Source organism: Neobacillus niacini (genome assembly GCF_030817695.1).
GTDB lineage: Bacteria > Bacillota > Bacilli > Bacillales > Cytobacillaceae > Neobacillus > Neobacillus niacini_F.
Genome location: NZ_JAUSZQ010000002.1, coordinates 1,491,495 through 1,514,763, shown reverse-complemented (window position 1 = coordinate 1,514,763; position 23,269 = coordinate 1,491,495). Strand labels below are relative to the sequence as shown.

Annotated in this window: 24 protein-coding genes; 6 read left to right on the top strand and 18 right to left on the bottom strand. The window is 37.9% G+C overall.

The window, feature by feature from the left end:
• Positions 1-18: 18 nt before the first annotated feature.
• On the bottom strand, positions 19-858 hold the full coding sequence (locus QFZ28_RS07730) for a carbohydrate ABC transporter permease (RefSeq protein WP_307194111.1): 840 nt from the start codon (positions 856-858) through the stop codon (positions 19-21).
• Positions 859-1,806: a carbohydrate ABC transporter permease gene (locus QFZ28_RS07725; RefSeq protein ID WP_307194110.1), complete on the bottom strand. Its 948-nt coding sequence runs from the start codon at positions 1,804-1,806 to the stop codon at positions 859-861.
• A gap of 390 nt (positions 1,807-2,196) precedes the next feature.
• On the opposite strand from QFZ28_RS07725, the gene QFZ28_RS07720 reads away from it, so the two are divergent.
• From QFZ28_RS07720 to QFZ28_RS07710, 3 genes are all read left to right on the top strand, one after another.
• Positions 2,197-3,114: an ArsR/SmtB family transcription factor gene (locus QFZ28_RS07720; RefSeq protein WP_307194109.1), complete on the top strand. Its 918-nt coding sequence runs from the start codon at positions 2,197-2,199 to the stop codon at positions 3,112-3,114.
• Between the two features lie 578 nt (positions 3,115-3,692).
• Complete coding sequence (locus QFZ28_RS07715; RefSeq protein WP_307194108.1) at positions 3,693-4,022, top strand: DUF485 domain-containing protein; 330 nt, start codon at positions 3,693-3,695, stop codon at positions 4,020-4,022.
• Complete coding sequence (locus tag QFZ28_RS07710) at positions 4,019-5,551, top strand: solute symporter family protein (protein WP_307194107.1); 1,533 nt, start codon at positions 4,019-4,021, stop codon at positions 5,549-5,551. Before QFZ28_RS07715 ends, QFZ28_RS07710 begins: the two co-directional genes overlap by 4 nt.
• 41 nt (positions 5,552-5,592) lie before the next feature.
• Here the strand turns inward: QFZ28_RS07710 and QFZ28_RS07705 are convergent, their stop codons facing one another.
• Together QFZ28_RS07705 and QFZ28_RS07700 are read right to left on the bottom strand one after the other, a co-directional pair.
• Positions 5,593-6,948: a DEAD/DEAH box helicase gene (locus QFZ28_RS07705; RefSeq protein WP_307194106.1), complete on the bottom strand. Its 1,356-nt coding sequence runs from the start codon at positions 6,946-6,948 to the stop codon at positions 5,593-5,595.
• A 119-nt stretch (positions 6,949-7,067) separates the two neighbouring features.
• Positions 7,068-7,307 (bottom strand): sulfurtransferase TusA family protein, encoded by a 240-nt coding sequence (locus tag QFZ28_RS07700; RefSeq protein ID WP_307194105.1) that lies wholly within the window; start codon positions 7,305-7,307, stop codon positions 7,068-7,070.
• A 127-nt stretch (positions 7,308-7,434) separates the two neighbouring features.
• Between QFZ28_RS07700 and QFZ28_RS07695 the strand changes: the two genes are divergently transcribed.
• Positions 7,435-8,322: a selenium metabolism-associated LysR family transcriptional regulator gene (locus QFZ28_RS07695; RefSeq protein ID WP_307194104.1), complete on the top strand. Its 888-nt coding sequence runs from the start codon at positions 7,435-7,437 to the stop codon at positions 8,320-8,322.
• A 27-nt stretch (positions 8,323-8,349) separates the two neighbouring features.
• Here QFZ28_RS07695 and QFZ28_RS07690 read toward each other — a convergent pair whose 3' ends face one another.
• From QFZ28_RS07690 to QFZ28_RS07680, 3 genes are read right to left on the bottom strand one after another with little or no spacing between them, the layout of a single operon-like run.
• Positions 8,350-9,486 carry a zinc-dependent alcohol dehydrogenase gene (locus QFZ28_RS07690; RefSeq protein WP_307194103.1) on the bottom strand — a complete coding sequence of 379 codons (1,137 nt, stop codon included), beginning with the start codon at positions 9,484-9,486 and terminating at the stop codon, positions 8,350-8,352.
• Between the two features lie 14 nt (positions 9,487-9,500).
• A complete protein-coding gene (locus tag QFZ28_RS07685) occupies positions 9,501-9,860 on the bottom strand; it encodes a spore coat protein (protein ID WP_307194102.1) in 360 nt (119 codons plus the stop codon).
• Positions 9,861-9,874: 14 nt separating this feature from the next.
• Positions 9,875-10,051, bottom strand: coding sequence for a spore coat protein (locus tag QFZ28_RS07680; protein WP_444875321.1), 177 nt, complete (start codon positions 10,049-10,051; stop codon positions 9,875-9,877).
• 160 nt (positions 10,052-10,211) lie between these two features.
• On the opposite strand from QFZ28_RS07680, the gene QFZ28_RS07675 reads away from it, so the two are divergent.
• Entirely contained in the window at positions 10,212-10,418 is a 207-nt protein-coding gene (locus QFZ28_RS07675) for a hypothetical protein (RefSeq protein ID WP_307194100.1), read from the top strand.
• Complete coding sequence (locus tag QFZ28_RS07670) at positions 10,415-10,714, top strand: spore coat protein (RefSeq protein WP_307194099.1); 300 nt, start codon at positions 10,415-10,417, stop codon at positions 10,712-10,714. The genes QFZ28_RS07675 and QFZ28_RS07670 overlap by 4 nt, the downstream gene beginning before the upstream one ends.
• A gap of 29 nt (positions 10,715-10,743) precedes the next feature.
• Here QFZ28_RS07670 and QFZ28_RS07665 read toward each other — a convergent pair whose 3' ends face one another.
• The 11 genes from QFZ28_RS07665 to QFZ28_RS07615 all read right to left on the bottom strand — a co-directional run bounded on the left by QFZ28_RS07665 (position 10,744) and on the right by QFZ28_RS07615 (position 23,250).
• Entirely contained in the window at positions 10,744-12,243 is a 1,500-nt protein-coding gene (locus QFZ28_RS07665; RefSeq protein WP_307194098.1) for an acyl-CoA synthetase, read from the bottom strand.
• Positions 12,244-12,356: 113 nt separating this feature from the next.
• Complete coding sequence (fabG, locus tag QFZ28_RS07660; RefSeq protein WP_307194097.1) at positions 12,357-13,097, bottom strand: 3-oxoacyl-ACP reductase FabG; 741 nt, start codon at positions 13,095-13,097, stop codon at positions 12,357-12,359.
• The gene (gene phaZ, locus QFZ28_RS07655; RefSeq protein ID WP_307194096.1) at positions 13,094-13,996 is read right to left on the bottom strand and encodes an intracellular short-chain-length polyhydroxyalkanoate depolymerase; all 903 of its coding nucleotides are present in this window, start codon (positions 13,994-13,996) and stop codon (positions 13,094-13,096) included. The genes fabG and phaZ overlap by 4 nt, the downstream gene beginning before the upstream one ends.
• Positions 13,997-15,010 carry a 3-oxoacyl-ACP synthase gene (locus QFZ28_RS07650; RefSeq protein ID WP_307194095.1) on the bottom strand — a complete coding sequence of 338 codons (1,014 nt, stop codon included), beginning with the start codon at positions 15,008-15,010 and terminating at the stop codon, positions 13,997-13,999.
• A 17-nt stretch (positions 15,011-15,027) separates the two neighbouring features.
• A complete protein-coding gene (locus QFZ28_RS07645; RefSeq protein WP_307194094.1) occupies positions 15,028-15,207 on the bottom strand; it encodes a hypothetical protein in 180 nt (59 codons plus the stop codon).
• An 11-nt stretch (positions 15,208-15,218) separates the two neighbouring features.
• Complete coding sequence (locus QFZ28_RS07640) at positions 15,219-16,217, bottom strand: branched-chain amino acid ABC transporter permease (RefSeq protein WP_307194093.1); 999 nt, start codon at positions 16,215-16,217, stop codon at positions 15,219-15,221.
• Positions 16,218-16,221: 4 nt separating this feature from the next.
• Positions 16,222-17,082 carry a branched-chain amino acid ABC transporter permease gene (locus QFZ28_RS07635; protein WP_307194092.1) on the bottom strand — a complete coding sequence of 287 codons (861 nt, stop codon included), beginning with the start codon at positions 17,080-17,082 and terminating at the stop codon, positions 16,222-16,224.
• 19 nt (positions 17,083-17,101) lie between these two features.
• A complete protein-coding gene (locus tag QFZ28_RS07630) occupies positions 17,102-17,809 on the bottom strand; it encodes an ABC transporter ATP-binding protein (protein WP_307194091.1) in 708 nt (235 codons plus the stop codon).
• On the bottom strand, positions 17,806-18,561 hold the full coding sequence (locus QFZ28_RS07625; RefSeq protein WP_307194090.1) for an ABC transporter ATP-binding protein: 756 nt from the start codon (positions 18,559-18,561) through the stop codon (positions 17,806-17,808). The genes QFZ28_RS07630 and QFZ28_RS07625 overlap by 4 nt, the downstream gene beginning before the upstream one ends.
• A gap of 79 nt (positions 18,562-18,640) precedes the next feature.
• Positions 18,641-19,822, bottom strand: a complete 1,182-nt coding sequence (locus QFZ28_RS07620) for a substrate-binding domain-containing protein (protein ID WP_307196977.1) — start codon at positions 19,820-19,822, stop codon at positions 18,641-18,643.
• Positions 19,823-20,001: 179 nt separating this feature from the next.
• Entirely contained in the window at positions 20,002-23,250 is a 3,249-nt protein-coding gene (locus QFZ28_RS07615; RefSeq protein ID WP_307194089.1) for a BTAD domain-containing putative transcriptional regulator, read from the bottom strand.
• Between the last annotated feature and the right edge of the window lie 19 nt (positions 23,251-23,269).

The following is a 23,269-nucleotide window of genomic DNA, read 5'->3' as shown; positions in this document are numbered from 1 at the left end:
TTTAACTGATTCCTTGTATCATCCTTTAACTCCACCAACTGTAAGTCCTGCAACAAAGTAACGTTGGAAGAAGATAAAAAGGATGATAATTGGAATTATTGTCATAACTGAACCAGCGATTAAGATATCGTAGTTATTACCATATGGCGTTAATAACGTGGCCAATCCAATCGGTAACGTAAACATATCATTCGATCTTAATACGATTAACGGCCACAGGAAGTTATTCCAAGCCCCTAACCCTTGAAGGATAGCCATTGCCGCCATAGATGGTGTCATCAGCGGAAGCATTATTTTGAAGAAAATACCATATTCTGTTGCACCATCAATTCTAGCAGAATCCATCAATTCCTTCGGAAGACCAATTGCATACTGCCTAAAGAAGAAAACCGCTACTGGAGCAACAACTGCTGGAAGTATAACCGCAGTATATGTATTGATTAAGTTCATACTAATCATTAATTGAAATAGCGGCAGCATTAGAATTTCAAATGGTACCATCAAAATAAATAGTACAAATCCAAAGATAAGATTTCTTCCTTTAAAATCATAAAGTGCCAGTGCATATCCCACCATAGAAGAGAAGAATAATGATAAGACAATTGTAATAGCAGAAATGCTTAAACTATTTTTAAACCAACTCCAATAGTTACCACCTTGAGTAAAGATATATAAGTAGTTATCAAAACTCATCTTGCTAGGATCAAAAACCAAGCTAATTCCGTTTCGCATGATATCAGATGAAGGTCTGAAGGAAGAAATTAATAGATTCAGAATTGGGAAAAGCGCAATAAATGAAATGACAACAAATGCAATGTTCGTTATCCAAACTAATGTGTTAGATTTGTTCTTTTTCAATTATTGTCCCTCCTTTTTAAATGCACCGGTAAGAATTAACTGGATAAAGCTGACAACAAAAATGATCAGCATCAAGATAACTCCAATTGCAGCACCGAATCCCATGTCATTTTGTTGAATACCTTGTTGATATAGATAACCAACAACAGTTAAACCAATGTTTCCTGGTGAACCAGCTTCCCAGAATACAAAACTTTCTTCAAACATCCTAAATCCGTGGATTACGGAAATAGTGGTTACAAAAATGGTAACTGGCTTTAAGAATGGCAGAGTAATATGATAGAACTTCTTTAATGTGGTTGCTCCGTCCATTTCTGCAGCTTCATATAATTCTTTTGGTACATTTTGAAGTCCAGCTAAGAAATAAAGGATATTGACACCCATCCATTTCCAAGAGCAAAGTAACACCATTAAAAACATCCCTGACCATGCTTGATAGCGCCAATCAACGGATTCAATTCCAAGCCAATTAAGGATTTGGTTAGCTGCAGCTGTATCTGTTTCTCCAAACATTAATCTAAAAACCATACCCGCTACAATCGTTGATGCCAATGAAGGTAAAAATAACGATGCCCGGAAAAACGTCTTAAATTTTACAAGCTTAGAATCTAGTAGAACAGCTAGTACAATGGGGGTAATCGTTAAGATTACTACTGTCAAAATTACATATATAGTTGTATTTGAGAGCGCTTTATAAAAAGTTGGATTAAATACTCTCGAATAGTTACCCATGCCGATAAACGTAATTTGACCTGGCAAAACCTTTTGAAAACTCATGATGATTGCTTTAATCGAGGGATACAACGAAAAAATTAAAAAAGACAGAATAAAAGGAGAAACAAAGATGTAGGGTACTACTTTTTGCGAATTTAGAAAACTTAAAACTTTATTTGGTTCTCTCACCTGTGCTGCAAGATCTTGGGCAGTATTCCTTGACGCAGGTAACATTAGAAACCCTCCCTTAAATTTTCGTTTATTTTAGATAATTCTAAAACATTTTATATATATTCATAGTAAATACACCTCCAACATTTGTCAATAAAAAATGTATACGCTTACTTTTTTACTCTTCAGAAAAAACAGACATTTTTCTACATTAAAATAGTAAAAATGGTTTAGGCAAATTTCATTTATCATTTCATTACTTGTCCCAAAGGTAAATTTAAAACATGAATGTGTGTAACCTAAAAAGTTTATCCTTTAATAGAACAATTCCAGAATAATGAATAGCTTTGTTAATCTATTTTAAAAAAATTGTTTCCTATAAAACATCTTTCCATTTATTTGTTTTTGTTTTATTCTTATTTAAAATAAACTCTTTTGAAAGGAGGAATATTGTTGATACATATAAAAGAATTGAAGTCCGGACTTAATATTTTTAAAGCGTTAAGTTCTGAAATTAGGATTGAAATCTTAACACTTCTTACAAAACACGATAGTCTCAACCTAAACGATTTAGCAAAGAAATTAAATCTATCTAACGGTGCTATTACAATGCATATAAAAAAGCTGGAAGAAAGCGGTATCATTGATGTTACCACTGCTGTTGGGAAACATGGAATCCAGAAGATTTGTTATATAAATGAGGATATATTGAAAATTGAATTGAAAAATAAGGAGGTACAAAACCTTAATGAATATCAGATTAAAGTAGGGCATTATTGTGATTTTCATGCAGAACCCACATGTGGTTTAGCGACTAAGGACAGTATAATTGGAGAATTTGACGATCCACGTTATTTTGCAGATCCTCAGCACATTAATGCAGATATTGTTTGGTTAAATAATGGATTTTTGGAATATCGAATCCCGAATTACTTAAAGACAAATCAGAATTTCAATGAAATTCAGTTTATTTTTGAACTTGGCTCTGAGGCTCCAAGCTACAATAACGACTGGCCATCTGATATTTATTTTTATATAAATAATATTGAATTAGGCTTTTGGACCTCCCCCGGTGATTTTGGCGATAAAAAAGGTAGTAATAATCCGGAATGGTGGCCTCCTCACTTGAACCAGTACGGTGTGCCAAAGTTATTGCGAATCAACAAAAACGGTACATTTATCGATGGCTGCCGTATTTCTGATATAACAATTTCTGATATTAACTTAAATCAAAAATCTGATATTAAATTTAAGTTTGCCGTCGGAGAAAAGGGCCGGAATGGCGGTTTAACTCTATACGGCAAAAATTTCGGAAACTGCAATCATGATATTATTGTAAGAATATTATTTGATTTAAAAACAGAGGATTAAGTTCCAAATAAAAGCCGATTCTCATTCCAGATTTTTGGTAGAAAGAGTCGGTTTTTCTTTATAGTACATATACAAATATAAACACACAAAAGAGCATACAGCTTTTTTGCCGTATGCTCTTCAACAACTCAACTATTAATTTTATACTACTAACGCATTAACTCTCCCGAATCCATACTGACATTTCACCCTGCAGCGATACCCCAGTAATAATGGAGGGTAAAAATACCCTAGCATCGCATGCAAGAGGTCGTCGGTTCGATCCCTATAGTCTCCATCTCCAAAAACCTTTGCGCTGCAGAGGTTTTTTTCTTTTTAGATTATTTATATCCACACTTGGAGTTAACCCGAATAGTATTTACTGTCTATATAGTAATAAATACTTTTTCCAAAAAAATGAAATTTTTCCTATTGCTAAATTTAATATTCTGCTCCTATAATAATAAACGTAACAAAAAATCAAATATTTAGAAGAGTCTGTTATCAGAGGAGGTAGATACTAAACACAACAGTTATGTACTTATTTTAATCCTCATAAGTTATTTGTATATTTTTTACAATGAGAGGGGGAGCTTCCAATGGAAGCACGGAAAATAACAGCAAGTTCTGAAACCGATTACGGCTCCATCGTTCAATCATCATCTTTCCAAAAATTACTCTCCGAAAAGAAAAAATTCATCATTCCTATCACGATCTTCTTCTTTTGTTTCTATTTTGCATTACCCATTTTAACTTCATACTCAACCGTATTAAATAACAAATTCATCGGCAGTATATCCTGGGCATGGGTATTTGCCTTTCTTCAATTCGTTATGACATGGGGATTGTGTATGCTTTACTCTAAAAAGGCAGCCAAATTTGATGAATTGGCAGAAAAGGTTGTCAAAGAAAGAGGGACAAACGAATGAATACTGCTGCTTTTATCATGTTTCTTGGTATCGTTTTCGTAACGTTGGTTATTACATATTACGCTTCGAAACGTACAAAGAACGCAAGTGAGTTTTACACTGCAGGAGGGGGGCTTACTGGCTGGCAAAATGGATTGGCTATTGCAGGTGATTATATGTCTGCTGCCTCCTTTCTTGGTATTGCTGGCGCGGTCGCATTAACAGGATTTGACGGATTCTTTTACAGTATAGGTTTCTTAGTAGCATATCTAGTTGTTTTATATTTGGTAGCGGAACCTCTGCGTAATCTAGGAAAATATACGTTTGCAGATATGATCGCAGCACGTTTTAATGCCAAAAAGGTACGTGGTTTTGCTGCCATGAACACGATAACTATTTCTATCTTTTATATGATTGCTCAGCTTGTCGGAGCGGGTGCACTTATTAAGCTATTATTAGGATTGGAATACACTACATCTGTTTTAATTGTTGGGGTATTAATGACGGTTTACGTTATTTTTGGCGGTATGCATGCAACAAGCTGGGTTCAAATTATTAAGGCTGTCCTACTAATGGGTGGTACCTTCTTAATTTCAATTGTTGTTTTTGCTAAATTTAACTTTAGTATTACGGATATGTTCGATCAAATGAAAACAGCAACACCCTTAAAGGAAGCATTTTTAGATCCTGGGGTAAAATACAAGGATGGTATAGACACCCTTTCATTAAATTTGGGACTAGTTCTAGGTACTGCTGGGCTGCCTCATATTCTTGTTCGCTTCTTTACAGTTAAAGATGCAAAAACGGCACGAAGTTCAGTGGTTTATGCAACGTGGATCATTGGGCTATTTTATGTAATGACCATATTCCTTGGCTTTGGTGCAGCGGCATTTGTTGGTACAAATGATATAGTTGCTGCGAATGCAGCTGGAAACATGGCAGCACCACTTTTAGCACAGGCACTTGGTGGAAATATGCTGTTCGCATTTATTTCCGCAGTAGCATTTGCTACAATTCTTGCAGTCGTTGCAGGGCTTGTTCTAACAGCAGCTTCCGCTTTTGCACATGATTTCTACAACGAAATTCTAAAAAAAGGAAAAGCCACGGAAAAACAACAAGTAAGTATGGCACGTTGGGCAGCAATAGGTGTATCTGTGCTTTCAATTGTTTTAGCTTTAGGCGCACAAACCCTTAACGTAGCCTTCCTTGTTTCACTGGCATTTGCCGTAGCTGCAAGTGCAAATCTTCCAGTTATAATTTATACAATTTACTGGAAACGATTTAATACTACCGGGGCAATTTGGGCTATGGTAGTTGGCCTTATCTCTGCTATTGGACTTGTCATCATAAGCCCTAATGTTTTCAGTCCTGAAGTTGGAAAAGCCATTTTCGTAGGGAATCCGCTTTTCCCTTATACAACGCCAGGTATTGTTTCTATACCATTAGGATTTATTGCCGGATACCTTGGAACCAAACTCTCCAGCCAGAAAGCTGACTTGAAGAAATATGATGAAGTTCTAGTTAAATCCAACCTAGGAATTGGACAATAAAGGACTAACACAAGGGACTGAACGTAAATTCAGTCCCTTGTCTATTTACTTCGCCTACTTTTCCCTGATCCAGTAGTGCTGCTTTTCCTATCCCTTCTGCCTCCTGCCTGATTGGAGATCGACTGCTTACTCTTAACCGATTTTGCCTTCCCACTATTTCTAGACGAGGCTTTCGGTTTACTATCTCTCCTAGTACCACTAGATCCTATCTGTTTTTCACCTTTTTTTCCTTGATTATTCTTAGCCTTAACTGGTTCTTGGCTATCCTTTTGATTACTTCCAGTGTTACCGATGTTTTGTTTTTGAATATCGATATTTAGTTCTTTTTCGATCATATCTAGCGTTGGACGATCATCTGAGGAGTATAAAGTAATGGCCAATCCTTTCGTGCCTGCTCTCCCCGTTCTTCCAATCCGATGGACAAAGCTTTCAGAATCGTGCGGGATGTCATAGTTAAATACATGTGTTACTCCTTCAACATCCAAGCCCCTTGCTGCGACATCCGTCGCAATTAATAATTGAATTTCCCCTTCTCTGAAACGTTTCATCACTTGCTCTCTTTTTGCTTGAGACAAATCACCATGTAGTTCATCACAAAGAAATTTATGAGATTTTAACACTTCGTACAACTTTGAGACTCTGCGTTTTGTTCTACAAAAGATAACTGCTAAATAAGGTCGATGTGTTTCAACTAATTGTATTAGGGTCGCTTGTTTAGCTCTATCAATCGTATGAATGGCAATTAGTTTAACATTTTCTGCAGGGCCCTGCGTTTTTTCAACCTGGATATATTGTGGTTTACGCATATGTTTATTAGCTAAAGTTCTTATTTCCTCAGGCATTGTTGCTGAGAAAAGCATGGTCTGACGAGTTGTGGGTGTTTCAGCGATAATATCCACTACTTCATTTAAAAAACCAATGTGGAGCATTTGATCTGCTTCATCAAGAACGAGAAAAGATACTTCTGATAACTGAACCGTTCCTCTGCCGATATGATCTAATAGCCTTCCTGGTGTTCCCACCACAATCTGAACATTTTTCTTTAACTTTTTTAACTGTTTATCAACATCCTGTCCTCCATAGACAGCAAGAACATCGACTCCTGAAATATCATCCGTCAACTTTTGAAACTCTTCTGTAATTTGTAATGCTAATTCTCTGGTCGGGGTAACAATTAGTGCTTGTACATGTGAGACCAATGGATTTATTTTTTCTAAAATTGGAAGTATGAACGCATATGTCTTTCCTGTTCCTGTTTGGGCTTGTGCAATCACATCTATTCCATCCAGGACAATTGGTATGGTCTTTTCCTGGATTGGGGTTGGCTGTGCTACACCGAAGCTTTTTAATTTATTTACAATTGACTCAGAAATACCTAATGATTTAAAATCAGGCAAAAAAATCCCTACTTTCTCTATCTCCATCAAAATATAGTCTTATTAATATTGAGTGTTTAACAAAGAAATAGCAAATATTCTTTTTAAAAGAAAAAAGACCTTTTCAAAAGTAAGGTCTTTTAGCGCTTTTCTATATAGTAATAACTACTTTCACCAAAATCTTTCCGATCAAGCAATAAATGCGTTTCTGTTCTACACCAGAAAGGCAGTTTTTCTTTCACTCTTGGTTCAGTGGATATAATTTCGAGTATATGTCCCTTGTTCAACTTCTTCATAGTGAAGGATAGGTTCATTACGAGCTCTTCATATCCGGTTTTGCCTGCATCATAGATTAGGTCCGGTACATATTGAAGTGACATCCATTCAGCTCCCGATCACAGTATTACTTTCATTATAAAAAAATGATATGATGAGATAAATTCAATTTATCTATTATATCAATTGTTATTAATCGATTTCATGAATAGTAAAGAGAGGATAATTAGAATGGATTTACATCAATTGTTTGTTTTTACAAAGGTAGTTGAGCATAAGAGTTTTTCTAAAGCCGCTGAGGATATTTTTTTAAGTCAGTCAACGGTTAGTTCACATATTCAAGCATTAGAAAGAAATTTAAATGTAAATTTGTTTGATCGGGTTGGGAGAGAAATCATTCTTACACCATCAGGTGAACGTTTGTATCAGTGGGCTTTAAAGCTTTTATTACTGAAGGATCAGGCAGTACTGGACATAAAGGAAGGAGCAACAGAGCTAAGAGGAATGATTCGAATCGGTGCCAGTTCTGTACCTGGGCAATTTATGATCCCGAAAATGGTTAAAAAATTTAGAGAACAATACCCAAAAGCAACATTTCATATAAACCAATCATCATCTAAAATAGTGGCTGATAAGGTCCTAAATGGGTCAGTCGATTTCGGGATATTAGGTGAAAAATACGATAACGAAAAACTTGTGTTTATTCCTATGTTAAAAGAAAACCTAGTGCTTATTACATCAAAGCAATCTAACATTGTCGGACCTGTGTCTATCGAAGACCTTTTGAGTTACCCATTTATTATGAGAAACTCTGACTCAGGAACCAACTCTCTGATCGAAAAATTTCTGAAAAAAAATCAGATATCAAAGGACCAAATGAATATTGTAGCTTATACTGAAAACGGGCAAAGTCTAATTGAGTTTGTACTCCAAGATATCGGTATTGCCATTATTTCTAAGATGGCAGCTAGGGAATACTACGATAGGAATTTATTAACAATTCATGATATCAATGATTTTCATGATGAACGATATTTCTATCTGGTTTATAACAAAAACAAAACGCAATCCATGTTATCTAAATTATTTATTGAAGGGGCTGAAGAATGGATCAAGTAGGAGGGCTGGATAATCCCAGCCCATTTATTATGGTTTTAGAATAACTTTTATACAATCTTCCATCTTTGTATCAAACACTTCATACCCGTGCTTTGCCTGCTCTAACGGCAATACATGAGTAATGATGTCACTTATATCAATCTTACGCTGGTTAATCATATCATAGAGATAAGACATATAAGGAATGACTGGCGCCTGTCCTGTTTTAAGATCAATGTTACGTTGAAAAAGGTCACCAAGTGGAAAAGCGTTATATCTTCCCCCATAAACACCGGTTAGTTGTATCGTTCCACCCTTTCGCACCGCTTGACTGGCAATGACAATCGCTCCCATTGCACCCCCATGAAGCTTCATTCCCGTTGCTAAAAACTCCATCGGGGTCATTTTTCCATCCATTCCGACTGCATCAATTACAATGTCTGCTCCACCTTGAGTAATTTCCAGCAGATAGTCACCCACATTTTCATGTTCTTCGAAATTAACTATTTCCACTTTGTTCGTGCGTTTTGCATGCTGGAGGCGATAGTTGATATAATCCACAGCTATCACTCTTTTCGCACCTTTTAACCAGGCAAATTTTTGTGCAAGTAACCCTACTGGACCACATCCTAGAACGATAACGGTATCGTCATGCTTTACCCCGGCATGGTCAACACTCCAGTAAGCAGTAGGTGCGGCATCAGCAAGGAGCACAAGCTTTTCGTCATCTACTTCACAATTTCCCGGAATTTTAAATGGAGTAAAATTCCCGAAAGGAACCCGCATGTATTCTGCTTGCCCGCCTGCATACCCGCCAGTTGTTTCAGAATACCCGAAAAAACCACTTCCTTGACCATGAGGATTACCATTGTCACATTGGCTGGTTAGGTCGTGAGTACAATACCAGCAGTGACCGCAACTTACGTTAAATGGGATGATAACTCGATCCCCTTTTTTTAATTTCGTGACCTCGGGACCCACTTCCTCAACAATCCCCATAGGCTCGTGACCGATGACAAAGTCTGTTGGCAAATTGGGAATCATCGCATGAATCAAATGCAAATCAGATCCGCAAATGGCTGAGGAAGTGATCTTAACGATAATATCATCTGGATTTTTTATACTTGGGTCTTTCACTTCTCTAACTTCTACATTCTTAATTCCTTGGTATGTAACAGCCTTCATTTTATCCCCTCCTTTTACTGGTTTGGCGTTGCAAACATACCTTGACGATCAGTATCGTTAGGGTAAAGGTTTAGTTTAGCAATCTGGACCGCCGTCTCCGCAGCTTTCATATCAACCGGATACTGCTCTTTAAAGTTATGTGGGTGCAGCCAGCCTTTCTTAATCATTAAATCTGCTATTTCAGTATGCAAATCGATAGCTGCCTCCATCTGCTTGTGAAAAATCCTTCTAAGTTCTGGGTTGGCAGTCTCTGTAATCGCAAAACCATAATTGCGTATTCCATTTTTTACAGATAATAAAAAATCCATAGCAAAAGCGGAATCGGCCAAGCTTGGCATACCCTCAGCGTTTCTTGGATCTAAATAATCTTCCATATCTTCCACCTCACTTATTGAAGCAATTGGCTTTCTTTATAAAAGTTTACAAGTTCATTAATATCGTTAATGGATTGCTGAACATCCTTTTCCATAAGTGCTTTTAACTCATTATCAAAACAGATTCCCTGCATTAGTTTTGAACGAAGTAAACAAACTGTTTTAAAATTGAGAATCTCATGAGTTTCCATTGTTTCATGTAAGGCTAAGGTTTCGTTGACCAACACACTCACCTCCAAGTATTAGTTGTATTTTCCCCAATTTACTTTTCCTTTTATGCAAAATGAATAATCAACACTAGACTTTGAAAATATAAAGAAGATTAAGTCTGTACGTTTTGGAGGGAAAACAATGACAAAATATCTTGGTCTTCACGAGACGCTTGACCTTCATGAATTACTAACCTTTAAAAATCTTTGTTTAACAAAAGCCACTACAATGAGTGTCTTGGCCCAAGATCCAGAATTGAAGGCAATTCTTTCTGAAGATGCAGCAAGTGGCACACAGCATGTACAGCAGCTCCAGAAGTTTTTAACAGATAGGAGTGATAATCAATGAATCAACTGATTCAAAATCTAATGGGGATGGGAGGAATGACCGACCAGGTGATTGCAACAGATTTCCTCATTTCTGCAAAAGCAGGGGTAAGAAATTATACCGTCGCCATTACGGAGACCGGTACACCCGAGTTAAAGGCTGCTCTAAGGGAACAACTAAATACCGCCATTGCCACCCACGAAAAAATAACGAATTATATGATTGCAAAAGGGTTTTATCATCCTCATAACTTGAGTGAGCAGCTTCAGGTTGATTTGAATGTTTCCGATACAGCCTTAAAACTTGCCCAAAAATAATGGAAAGGAGAACCACAGGGGTTCTCCTTTTAGTTTTGCTTACTAAATTCTTTTAATTTCTTTTTATCGATTTTTCCAACATGTGTTTTCGGAAGTTCTTGTAATTGAATGAACTTCTTTGGAATTTTATATCTTCCTAGTTTTTTTTCGCAATACTCGATAAGTTCTTCTTCCTCAATCAAATAGGAATGTTTAGGTACAATGAAGGCTACAACAAGTTCGCCCCATTTTTCCTCTGGGAGTCCGATTACTGCTACTTCATCGACTGCAGGGTGCCCGGCGAGCCAATGCTCGATTTCAAGTGGATATACATTTTCACCACCCGTAATAATCATATCCTTTTTTCTGCCGACGATATAATGAAATCCTTCCTCATCCTTCTTTGCTAGGTCTCCGGTATGAATCCAGCCTTCTTTTTTCGTTTCTAGTGTTGCCAATTTGTTATTCCAATAATGTGAAAAAGAATGTTTTCCTTTAATTAAAAGTTCTCCAACTTCGTTCACTTTTGCTTCCTGACCATCTTCCTTAACAAGTTTTATGGCATTAAATAACATTGGCTTTCCTACTGAACCCCTTTTCACCTCTGCATCTTCATGATGTATAAAGAAATTATTCGGTCCCGCTTCTGTTAAACCATACCCTTCTTTAAAAGCCAATCCTTTTTTCTGAAAGGATTCGTATACTGGCAATGGACAGGGTGCCGCTCCTGACAAGAAAATTTTCATAGAGGGAAAATTACTTCTTTGGAACTCTTCCGTTTGAATAAGTAGATGGTACATGGTTGGTACAAGAAGAATGATTGTACAGTTATATTGTTGTATTGATTGAACCACTTTTTGTCCCGTATACTGATCAGCTATAACCACCGTTCCACCAACCATTAATAGTGGTAGTGATAAGGCATTTAACCCGCCTGTATGAAACATCGGCATATAGTTGATCGTTACGTCCTCTTCAGATAAGTTCCAGCTGAGAATGGTATTAATCGCATTCCATTGAATGGATTGGTGACTTAATACAACCCCTTTTGGTTTACCCGTCGTTCCTCCGGTATAGATTATTGCTAATGGATCATGTTCGGACATATTTTCTGAATAGCTAAATTCATTTTTTTCGTTCACGATTCTTTCGTAATAATCCCCCCCAACAAAAAAAGATTGGGGTGTAGCCGTTTCCAAAGAAGTGAACATATTCTCAAAATTTTGATGGATTCCTAGTAATCCGGGTGTGCAATCTAACAAAATTTCATATAATTCATGTGCTGATAGCCGCCAGTTTAGCGGTACAAAAATAGCACCAATTTTCCCGCAGGCAAACAGTAAATCAAAATAACTGATATCATTCGGCGACAAGAGAGCAACTCGATCGCCTTTCTTCACCCCTTGGCTTTTTAACCAGCCTGCCACTGAGGAAGAACGATTATTTAATTCTCTATAGGTCCATTTCATATTATTATCTTCAAGAATTACTGCATTCTTATTTGGGGTTAATCTTGCTCTATTTTCCAGCCAATCGAGTTCCCACCTCACACCAAAATCGCTCCTTCACCACTAGATGAAACCATCTTACTTAAATGTAGTTACAGTAAAGTTACATGACATGGAATCAAAAAAAACGACCCTGAAAAAGGTCGTATTGTGATTTACATCATGATTCCTCCATCTACATGAAGGACAGTTCCATTTACATAATTCGATTCATCCGATGCTAAAAACAGGTATGCGTTTGCGATATCCTCCGGCTTTCCAAGCCGTGCTAAAGGGACCATTTGTTTCATTTGGTCTAATATTCTTTCCGGAACTTTCGCAGTCATTCCGGTTTCAATAAAACCAGGTGCAACCGCATTCACATTAATCCCTTTGCGCCCAAGCTCTTTTGCCCATGTTTTCGTCATCCCAACCACACCGGCTTTAGTCGCTGCATAATTTGTTTGCCCGATATTACCATACACACCAGAAACAGATGAAGTATTGATGATTCTTCCCTTTCCATTTTCAAGCATCGAAGGTAAAACGGCTTGGGTACAGTGAAATACCCCTGTAAGATTTACATCCACAACTGCTTGGAAATCCTCGGCAGTTAATTTAGAAAGCATGGCATCTTTTGTAATCCCTGCATTATTAATAAGAATACTAATATTTCCGTAAGTCTTGCGGACCTTCTCAACCATTTCATCCACACTTGAGCGCTGTGCAACATTTACTGGGAAAAAGGTCACTTCATAGCCTTTTTTTCTTAATTCCTGCGCCCCCTTTTCACCTTGTTCCACATTAAAGTCTGCCATGGCAACCTTTGCGCCTTCTTTAGCAAAGGTCTCAGCTGCAGTGAATCCAATACCGTTAGCTGCTCCAGTTATGATGGCCACTTTATCTTTTAATCTCATTTGAACACCTCATTTTTTAGGAAATTAGTAACCTCTTTTAATAATTGCGGTAAGTCGTCAACAAGTGGTGAATGACCACAATCCTTCAACTCAACGAATTTGGCTTTTGGTCCTAAATCCTCTACCAGTTCTCTCGTCATTTCTGCTGTAATAACAAGATCACGATCCCCTCTTAAAACTAGAACAGGGACATTGATTTTATCCACTAGTCCGTTTCCTTCAACAAGTCCATTATGATGATGACTTATATTAAATGTATTGTTAGAGTGATGTACCTCTGCTAAGTTTCGCTGTGTTCTCATATCCTGAACATACTCATCATAAAGCTCTGGTGCCGGCTGTTTTTTTGTGTAGATGACAGCGTTCCAAATCAGTTTCAATAATTCTACATTGTTTGTATCATAGGCTGCTTGCACAGGTAAGGTTCGAATAATATCACGTTTAATATCTTCATAAGATGTAAATCTTCGAGGCACTTGGTTGTCACTCAGCCTACCGTCAAATGGATAGCCTCTAGTAGACTCGGATGCTAATAATATAAGCTTATTGCAATATCCCGGATAATCAGCCGTAAATTGCATGGCGACTGCACCTCCAGTTGACCAGCCGACAATGGCAAAGTCCTTCAAGCCAATCTCATCCACAAAGAGCTTAACATCATCTGAAAAATCTTTAATGGAAGTTATCGGTTTATTGTAGCTGGATAATCCAAAACCGCGTAAATCCAAGGCATATAACTTATATTCCTCAGACATTTTATTTAGAACTAAGTCCCAATGTTTGGAAGAAGTCATATTACCATGAATGAGTAATACCTTTTTTTCCCCACCTGCCCTCTCACGGTAGGCGATTGTTTCCCCATTTGTTAATTGCACTTCTTTAATCGTTACATTGACCACTTATCTCACCTTCCCCCATTTTATTGCAGATGCTCCCCATGCATAACCAATCCCAGCACTAACAAAAACGACCAGGTCACCATCTTTTACTTTTCCTTCTTTTAGTGCAAGCTCTAATGATAGGATTTGATCAATTTGACCGATATGTCCATATTCCTCCAGATAGATTGATTGTTCCGGGGATAATCCTAATTCTTTTAATACATATTCATGAGCAGACTTTTTCATGTGAAGCATGGCGATATAAGAAATCTCTTCTTCTTTATACCCACTTTTTCTAACAGATTCTCTGATTACTTTAATAAAATTGACCATTGATTTTTGTTCCAATCGTTGCTTCATTCCCTCTGGGTCAAGGACATCCAGCTTATTTAAACGCTGTTCCAGTGCTTCTTTTGTAATAGGATTTTTTGTTCCACCTGAAACAACCACAACGTCCTCAGAAAAAGAACCATCTGTAATTAGCTGCGTCTCTAACAAGACGTTCTCGTTATGGTCTTTTTTCAACAGAATTGCTCCACCTCCTGCACCTAAGTTAAACATAAAGCGAGTCCGCGGATTCTGGTAGTCTATGAAATCCACATTACGGTATCCACCTGCCAGCAGAACGGTGTTAATCTTAGGATCGGCGATCATCAAGCTCTTCGCTACCTTAAGCGCCATAACCGTTGTTCCACATCGTAAGGCAACATCAAACGCCCATGCATTTAAGGCCCCAACTGCTTCCTGGAGTTTGATTCCAGCCGTCCAAAGTGGATATTCTTTATGCTCTTCGCCAATATAAATGACAACATCTATTTCCAAGGGGCTTATACCTGCTCTTTCGATCGCCTGTTTGGCGGCAATAATCCCCATTTCGCATGTATGATCATCTTTGCCTGGTACATATTTCTTCTTGATTCCCATCTTTTCTTCAACAATATGTGTGGGGATACCTGCCAGTTCCGCTATCTCTTTACCAGTCATGTATTCATCTGGTAGGTAAAGACCTGTACTAACAATCCCTATTCGCAAAACTCTCACCTCCTAATCTAAGAGTCTTCTACCCTTGACTTCATAAAAGCCGTTGCTTCTTCAATTGTCTCAAACAAGGTTTCTCGTTCTTCTTGCACATGGGTTACTTTAATTCTCCATTGTTTTTTTCCTGTTTCTTTTTCAACAGCCGCTAGTTGAAAACGAACGACGAAGGATGCAATTTGTAATGATTCCATGTAGCTTCCCCCTAACCCGCTAAATTTTCTTTTTTCCTAGCAGATTCCTGTTTTCTTCGTTTCCAAGTAAATTTCCTTAGTGTTCCCACAATACCTAACGGGAAGAAAATAACAACTAAAATATAAATAATGCCAAAGAATATAATCCAACGCTCAAATATCCAATGTTCTTTTGCGAGCTCTGTTAACCCATCATGGGCAAATTCAATTAAACCTGCACCGATAATCGCACCAACTAAGGTACCTACACCACCTATAATCGTCATTAATAAGGCATCTAAGGTAATATCCATCGCGAATACACTCGTATTTACATATCGAAGCGACATCGCATAAAAGATACCAGCAATTCCCGCTAACACACCAGAAACCACACTAGCTGCAATTTTATAATGTAATACTTGATAACCTAAAGATTCTGTTCGTTGTTCATTTTCTCGAATCGCCTGCAGCACCCTCCCAAGCGGGGAATTCGTGAAGCGTTTTAAAATCATAAACACAGCAATCATTAAGACTAAGCAGATGATGTAAAAATTAGTCCGGTCAATAAAAACTTCCGGTACCCGAAAAGTAAACCCATCATTTCCAAATGTTAATGTCCTCCACTTTTCCGCTAATACTAAAAATAGCCCTGCCAATGCCATTGTTAACATCGCATAAAAATGACTTTTCAACCTTAGTGTAAGCAAACCAACAATAAAACTAACAATGGCAGTAATCAAAATGGTTGCCAGTACCGCATAAATGAAATGAAGCATAGTCGGCTCAAAACGCTTCATGAATATCCCAATCGAGTAGGCCCCGATGCCAAAAAACATCGCATGCCCAAAGGAGACAATTCCGGTAAATCCTAATAATAAGTCATAGCTCATCGCGAGGATGGCAAATACAAAAATTTGGGTCAAAAGAATGAGCATATTCCTAGATTCGTAGACGAAGGGCAGGATAAGCAAAAAAGCAGCAATGATAACATATATAGTATTCATTCGATTATTTACAATCCATTTCATACGCTCACCCCTTCCCGCCAAATAGTCCTTGCGGCTTAACAATCAACACAACTGCCATTAAAAGCATATTTACTGCTAAGGATAATTCCGGTACATAATATGCCATGAACGAACCTGATAATCCAACTAAAATCGCGGCCATAACAGATCCTTTAAAGTTCCCCATGCCACCGATAACAACTACAATAAAAGCTAAAATTGCAAATTCCATACCCATTCCGGCGTGAATAACTCCGGAGTAAGGTCCGAAAAGTACTCCTCCTAGTGCAGCCATTCCAGAACCAATCATAAAGACAAACATAAATACCTTCTTAATATTAATACCCAATGCCTGAACCATTTCCTTATTCATAACGCCAGCCCGAACCACCAGACCTATTTTCGTATTTTTAAGTAAATATTGAATGCCTGTAAAAACCAGGAAACCTACAAGAATAATAAATACCCGATATTTAATAATAATCATGCTGCCAATTTCCCAGCTTCCTTGTAAATATTCCGGAGGATTAGCTGTTAATTGATTGGGTCCCCAAATCACTTTTAACATCTCCGATAAAACCAGCATTAACCCAAGCGTAATTAAAATCTGCTGTACATGGTTGCCGTAAACTGGTTTGATAATCCATCTTTCAGTAATAATCCCTAGTAAAAATCCAGTAATGATCGCCCCAAGAATACCGATTAGGAAACTGCCGGTAGTGGTATAAATCCATATGCCGCTATAAGCACCCCAGGCAAACAATCCGCCATGGGCGAAGTTAAGGACATCCATCAATCCAAAAATTAACGTTAGTCCTGCTGCTAATAGGAAGATTAGCATTCCTGTTGCCAATCCATTTAATGTTAAATTGAACAATAGCTCCATTCCAAACTTTCCTCCTTTCCTAGGCAATTCCCAAATACTTTCGTTTCATTTCCTCATCCTCTTTTAGCTGTTTCATACTTCCATTGCTTACGGTTCTGCCATCGTCGATAATGTAGAAGCAATCACCGATGGTACTGGCCATCATGAAATTTTGCTCTACCAAGACGATGGTCGTTTGATCCTTCATTTGCAGGATAGACTCCATCACCTTTTCAACAACGATTGGGGCTAAACCCTTACTAGGCTCATCAATTAATAACAGTTCGTTGTCATTTACATAGGCTCGGGCGATCGAAAGCATTTGTTTCTGCCCTCCGCTCAGTAACCCGCCAGGTTTTTTCCAGAACTTTTTCAAATCAGGAAACAAATTTAAGATATAATCAAGCCGCTTATTTGTTTCTTCGTTTTCTTTTTGAATCGCTACTTTCATATTCTCTTCGACTGTCAATCCAGCGAAAATACCTTGATCTTCTGGAACATACCCTATTCCCTTTTGGGCTATGGTATAGGTTGGCAGGGACTGGATTTCTTCTCCTTTGTAGACAATACTTCCTTTTGAAGCTGGATTCAGGCCCATGATGGTCCGTAATGTTGTTGTTTTTCCTGCACCATTTCTTCCCAGCAGTACTGTTACCTCACCTTTTTTCACTTCTACAGAAACACCTTGTAAAATATGATACTGTCCAATATACGTCTCGATATTATTAAGCTTCAGCAAACCGCTCACTCGCTGATACCTCCTAAATAAGCAGATTGGACCGTTTCATTTTTCATAATTTCTTCAGGTGTTCCGTCCGCCAACAGCCTGCCATTAAATAACACCATTACAGAATCTGATAAGTCTAAAATCATATCCATCTTGTGCTCAATTAAAATAATCGTTCGATCGCCTTTTTCCTTTATTCTTTTAATGACTTCTAATATGGCAGGAACATCTTCTAAAGACATACCTGCAGTCGGTTCATCTAATAAAAGCACCTCCGTTTCAAGTGCAAGGAGCATAGCCATTTCTAGCTTTCTCTTTTCTCCATGTGCCAAATTACTAGCCAATGAGTCCACTTTATCGTCTAATAGCACAAGCCTTAGCCACTCTTGGGCCTTTTCCTCAAATTCACGATATTTTTTATAATGAAATAACATCTGATAGCGAACTCCGGCTTTTGATTGCACTGCCAGCCTTACATTTTCAAGCACAGTTAAATTAGGAAATACATTGGTAATTTGAAATGAACGTCCTATCCCTTCTCTCGTTCGCTTCGTTGAGGAAAGTTTTGTGATATCTTTTCCCCGAAAATAAATTTTTCCATTCGTAGGAGCCAATTGACCGCTTAAAAGATTAAAGAAGGTTGTTTTGCCAGCACCATTTGGACCGATGATTGATTTAAAGTGTTTTTCAGGAACGGAAATGCTGACGGAATCAACTGCTGTGTGTCCCCCAAAGGTAATCGATAAATCATCTGTTTCGATTAAGGTTGTCATGCTTTCACCACCAATCTTGTAGATAGAAATAAGGAAGAGGGTGACCAAAGTAACTAGTCGCACCCTCATACTTTTTAACTTAATTTCGAACTGGAGGTGCTGTTTCTTCTGGTGTTAGTTCTCGCATTAGTACAGGTACTGGGTATGGCACGCCATCTTTCTTTTCTAGTTTGATGGCATATAGTGCTTGAAGTGCCTGGTGGTCTTCTGCACGGTAGGTCATCTTTCCTTTTGGTGTTTCGAAGCTCATGCCTTCCATTGTTTCGATTAGTTTATCGGCATCAGCGTCACCCTTGGTTTTCTTCAATGCTTCTACAATTGAAATCGCTGCACTCATACCGCCTGGAGTGAATAAATCAGGTACTTCCCCGTTGAATCGTTTCTTATGTTCTGCAACCAGCCAATCGTTGATTTCATTTTTTGGCAGATCGTGATAATAAACGGTAAAGCCTTCCATGCCAACAAGTGGTTCCATAGTTGCCAATGCTGCAATATCCGGAGCACCTGTTGAAATCTTGATTCCCTTGTCTTGCACCTTCATATCAGAAATCTGCTTCCAAGGAGAGTTTGCACCCGCCCAAACAACAAATAAATAATCAGGTTTTGCATCAATGATTTTTTGAATATTTGAAGTAAAATCTGTTGCAGCCGGATCAGCATACTCTTCTAATACGATATCTGCACCTAGCTTTTCAGCCGCTTCTTTGAAGGCAGCAACACCATCACGTCCAAATGAATAATCTGGAGCCAGGGTAGCAATTTTTACACCTTTATCAGCAATCGCAGCCGCACCGGCAACGGCATCCTGTGAGGAGTTTCGCGCTGAACGGAAAATGTATTTATTAAACTCGGAGCCAGTAATACTATCGGCTGCCGCAGGTTCAACAATCATAATCTTTTGATACTCTTCTGCAAGAGGCAGGACTGCTAATGTATCTGCAGAGCTGGATGATCCTACTAAAAAGTCGACTTCATCTTCTTCTAAAAGCTTGGTTGCTTTTTGGACAGCAACTTCTGGCTTTGTTTCTGTATCCTCAACCACAAACTCAATTTTTCTGCCTTCTACTTCCATTGTTCCTTCCGTTGCATATTCAAGACCAAGCTCAAAACCTCGTAATGTTTGTTTACCGTAAGATTCTAAGGCACCTGTTGTGGATGCAAGAACACCAATTTTTATTGGCTCCTTATTCTCTGCCTTTTCTCCATTACCACTAGTATCTCCCTCGGTCTTGTCTGAACTGCATGCTGTAGCAAAAATCATTAGAAAAATAAGAAACCCTACTAAAAACCCTTTTCCACGAAATGCCTTCACTGCTTTTCCCCCTTATTTTTTTAAAAAATAAAAACGTGCAAAGCTTTGAGTTAATAATAAAAAAGTAGAGTTACAGGGAAGTTACAAGCAAGAGAAACTAGATAAAGAAACAAAAAAACAGCCCGTCATTAAGGCTGTTCGATTTGATCTAAATATTTTTCTGATTCGATAATCATGTCATACATCTGTTTTGTTGGTTCTAGAGGTGAAACTCCTAATTCTTCTTCTAACACCACCTTGCATTTTTGAAACCATTTCATGGCCTGTGGACGATTGTTTTTTCGGTAGTAACAATACATTAATAATCGATAGGCTTCTTCCCAAGTCCGGTCGCGCTTAAGTATTTTTTCGCACCAATAAATCGCATGATCATAATTTTCTTGGCGGACCATGATTTGTGCAATTCTTTCAGCAGCTCGTAAAAAATAAACCAGCATACTCTCTCGCTTACTTATACACCAATCATCATACCTTCGTTCTGGAAGGTATTCCCCTTGATAAAGTTTTAAGCCTTTTTCCAAAAGAGGGATCACCTTTTCTTGGGATGTTTCATTTAGCCCATTTTGAATCAATGTTTGAAATTGATTTGTATCTAATTCAATTTTCGCATGGGGATTTAATCCATAAAACATTCCGTCTCTTATAATAAAAAAGGGAGCTGCCCTTGCCTTCCGCATTGGTTCTAGGACATGATGAAGACTATTTAATGCAACTTTAAAATCACGGTCAGCATTTTTTGTATCTTGATTCGGCCAAAGAATCTGGAGTATCTCCTCTTTAGAAATAAGTTCGTTAACGGTAATAAAAAGCTGAAACAATTCCTTGCCTTTTTCACGCTGCCAATCTTTTTCTCCCACTTCCTTTTCCCCAAGCCAAATCTTAAATTGTCCCAGTGATTGAACTCTGACTGAATATCCAGGGTGCGAATCCAATCCGGTAATCCCCATATCCTGAAGAATTTTTATCGCATATGAACGTTGAATGTCTCCTTTTGCACATTCTATTAACAACGGAACGACCATTTGTAAATCCCTTGGGCTAAATAATGACACTTTATGGAAAAAGAACTCAAATTCATAGGTTTGAATCATATATAAAAACTTATCGAATGTTTGTCTAAACATATCTTCTTCTTTTTCTAGAAAGTAAATATAGGCGATCCAGAAACTGGATAACATTTGTCCAAAAGAATCCTCACATTGATAAAATAATTTTCTTGTTTTTTCTAAGTAATCTAGTCCCTTATTTACTCTTTCATTATAAATACAAGTAATCCCCATACACAGACTAATAAGAGCGGAAAGCCAGATATCCTGTACTTTTTCCGTTTCCAGCAATGCTTTTTTTCCTGCCTCTATGGCACGCTCGTATTCTCCCCTGGTTCCATACAGGATACAAAGTCCCATTAATGGTTCGGCTTTTCCCCTTTCTACATTAAGTGTATCCATAATATCCAAAGCTGTATTGTAGCACTGTTCGGCTAAATCAGAATCATAATTATTTAGAATTTGGACCGCATGCCCCATCCGAATCCAGCCGCATGCCTCCACAAAAGGTGCCTTTAAACTAATACCTTGTTGTATGCCTGCTTGTGCTAAATCTTTTGCCTTCACACCTTCACCCGTAAAGGCTTCTATTAGGGATAATAACAAATCAGTTTCTCTGTGTGAATTTGGTAGAGCGGTACTACTTTTGGATGATAGTTCCTCTTTTTGGTTGTAAAGAACCTTTTTTGCTTCCTCAAACCGGCCTGTTCGTAAATACAATCTTGCTTCAATATTTCCATCTACTATCGACGGGCTGGATTCCTTTGCCTTTTGCAGCCATTTTTCAGCATTGGTTGATTTTCCAGCATTCAAAAGATTTTCAGATAGCAAATAGTATAGCTTCGCCTTTTCCGCTTCAGGACTACTACTTTTTTCTCTGGCATCAATGGCCTCATATAATAACTTTTCTGCTTGATGAGGCTGGATGGTATCTAAATAAATCTTTGCTTTTCCTTCTAATGCCTTGCTCATCCCGAGATAATCATTCCTCTTCCCGGCCTCTAAATACGTTTTATCATAACATTTCTCTGCCTCTTGATATTGGGAGCGATACCTGAGGACCTCTGCTTTTAAAAACCAGAGAAAATAATATGTGTCCATCTCATTGACAGGAATCAACATTAAATGATCAGATAAGCTTTTTAGCTTCCCGCCCTCAAGCATGTTAACACCATGGTCCTGTAAAATGGAGGCGATCGCTTTAAAGTGATTAATCTTTTTATAGTGAAAGAGGGCCTCTTCCCATAGCAATCTTTTTTCATAGAATCTGGCACATTTCTCATGAAGCGCCAAATAGGCAGTGGGGTTGTTTTTCAGGAACGCATTTTCTAAAAAATCTTTGAAAAGTGCATGGTAGCGATAATGCTTTAATCCAATTTTTTGGATGAACAAATTTCTTTCCTTTAATTGCTCGAGCATATTAGAAGCACCAGGTATTCCAATTACTTCATCGCAAAGCTCTTCTTCCATTACATCTAAGATGGATGTTTGTTCCAAAAATTGCTGAATCATTGGAGGCTGTTTCGAAAAGACTTCCATAACTAAGTAGTCAAATAGGTCTTGGAGTGAAAAGGAGGAATGTTCTAAAAGGGTTGAAATATCTCCAGTAAGCGGAATTTGCTGTGCAATCATACACAATGCAATAATCCAGCCTTCTGTTAACTGATAAATACTTTCTAAATGAGTTGGCTCAATTTCTAGTCCATAAAGATCGATTAATAACAATTCCATTTCATCAATGGTTAACACTAAATCTTCCCGTGTAATTTCCAATAACTGCCCGTTTACCCTCATTTTTGTTAAATGCCTCCAGCCTGGACGACTCCGGCTGGAAATGACCATATGTAAATTTGCGGGGATATGCTGCAGTAATTTTTCAATCCAGCTATTAATGGTATATGAATGTTCAATTTGATGGTAATCATCTAAAATTAATGTGATATCTGAATTAACTTTAAGAATTTCATTAATAAATAGTGAACATAAATAGCTTAAATCTTCCTCTCTTATGTAGCGGTCTATTGTTTCGATATACTTCTCAATATCCTGCCCGAATTCAGGAATAACACCTCTTATTGAATGGATGATATAGGAAAGGAACGGAAGGATGTCGTCGTCCATTGAAGAAATGGAGTACCAGCAGCCCGGGATTTTTTCATCCCTCATAAATAAAGCCAGTGCCGTACTTTTTCCAAAACCAGCACCTGAATGAATAATCGTCAAAGGATACTCGGGTATTTTCTTCATTTTCCTAGTAAGTCTTGCCCGTCTTATAAATTCGTCTTTGATAACGGGAATTCGTAGTTTTGTTTGAATAATAGGCAGCTTCATTTATTTATCCTCCCTTCAA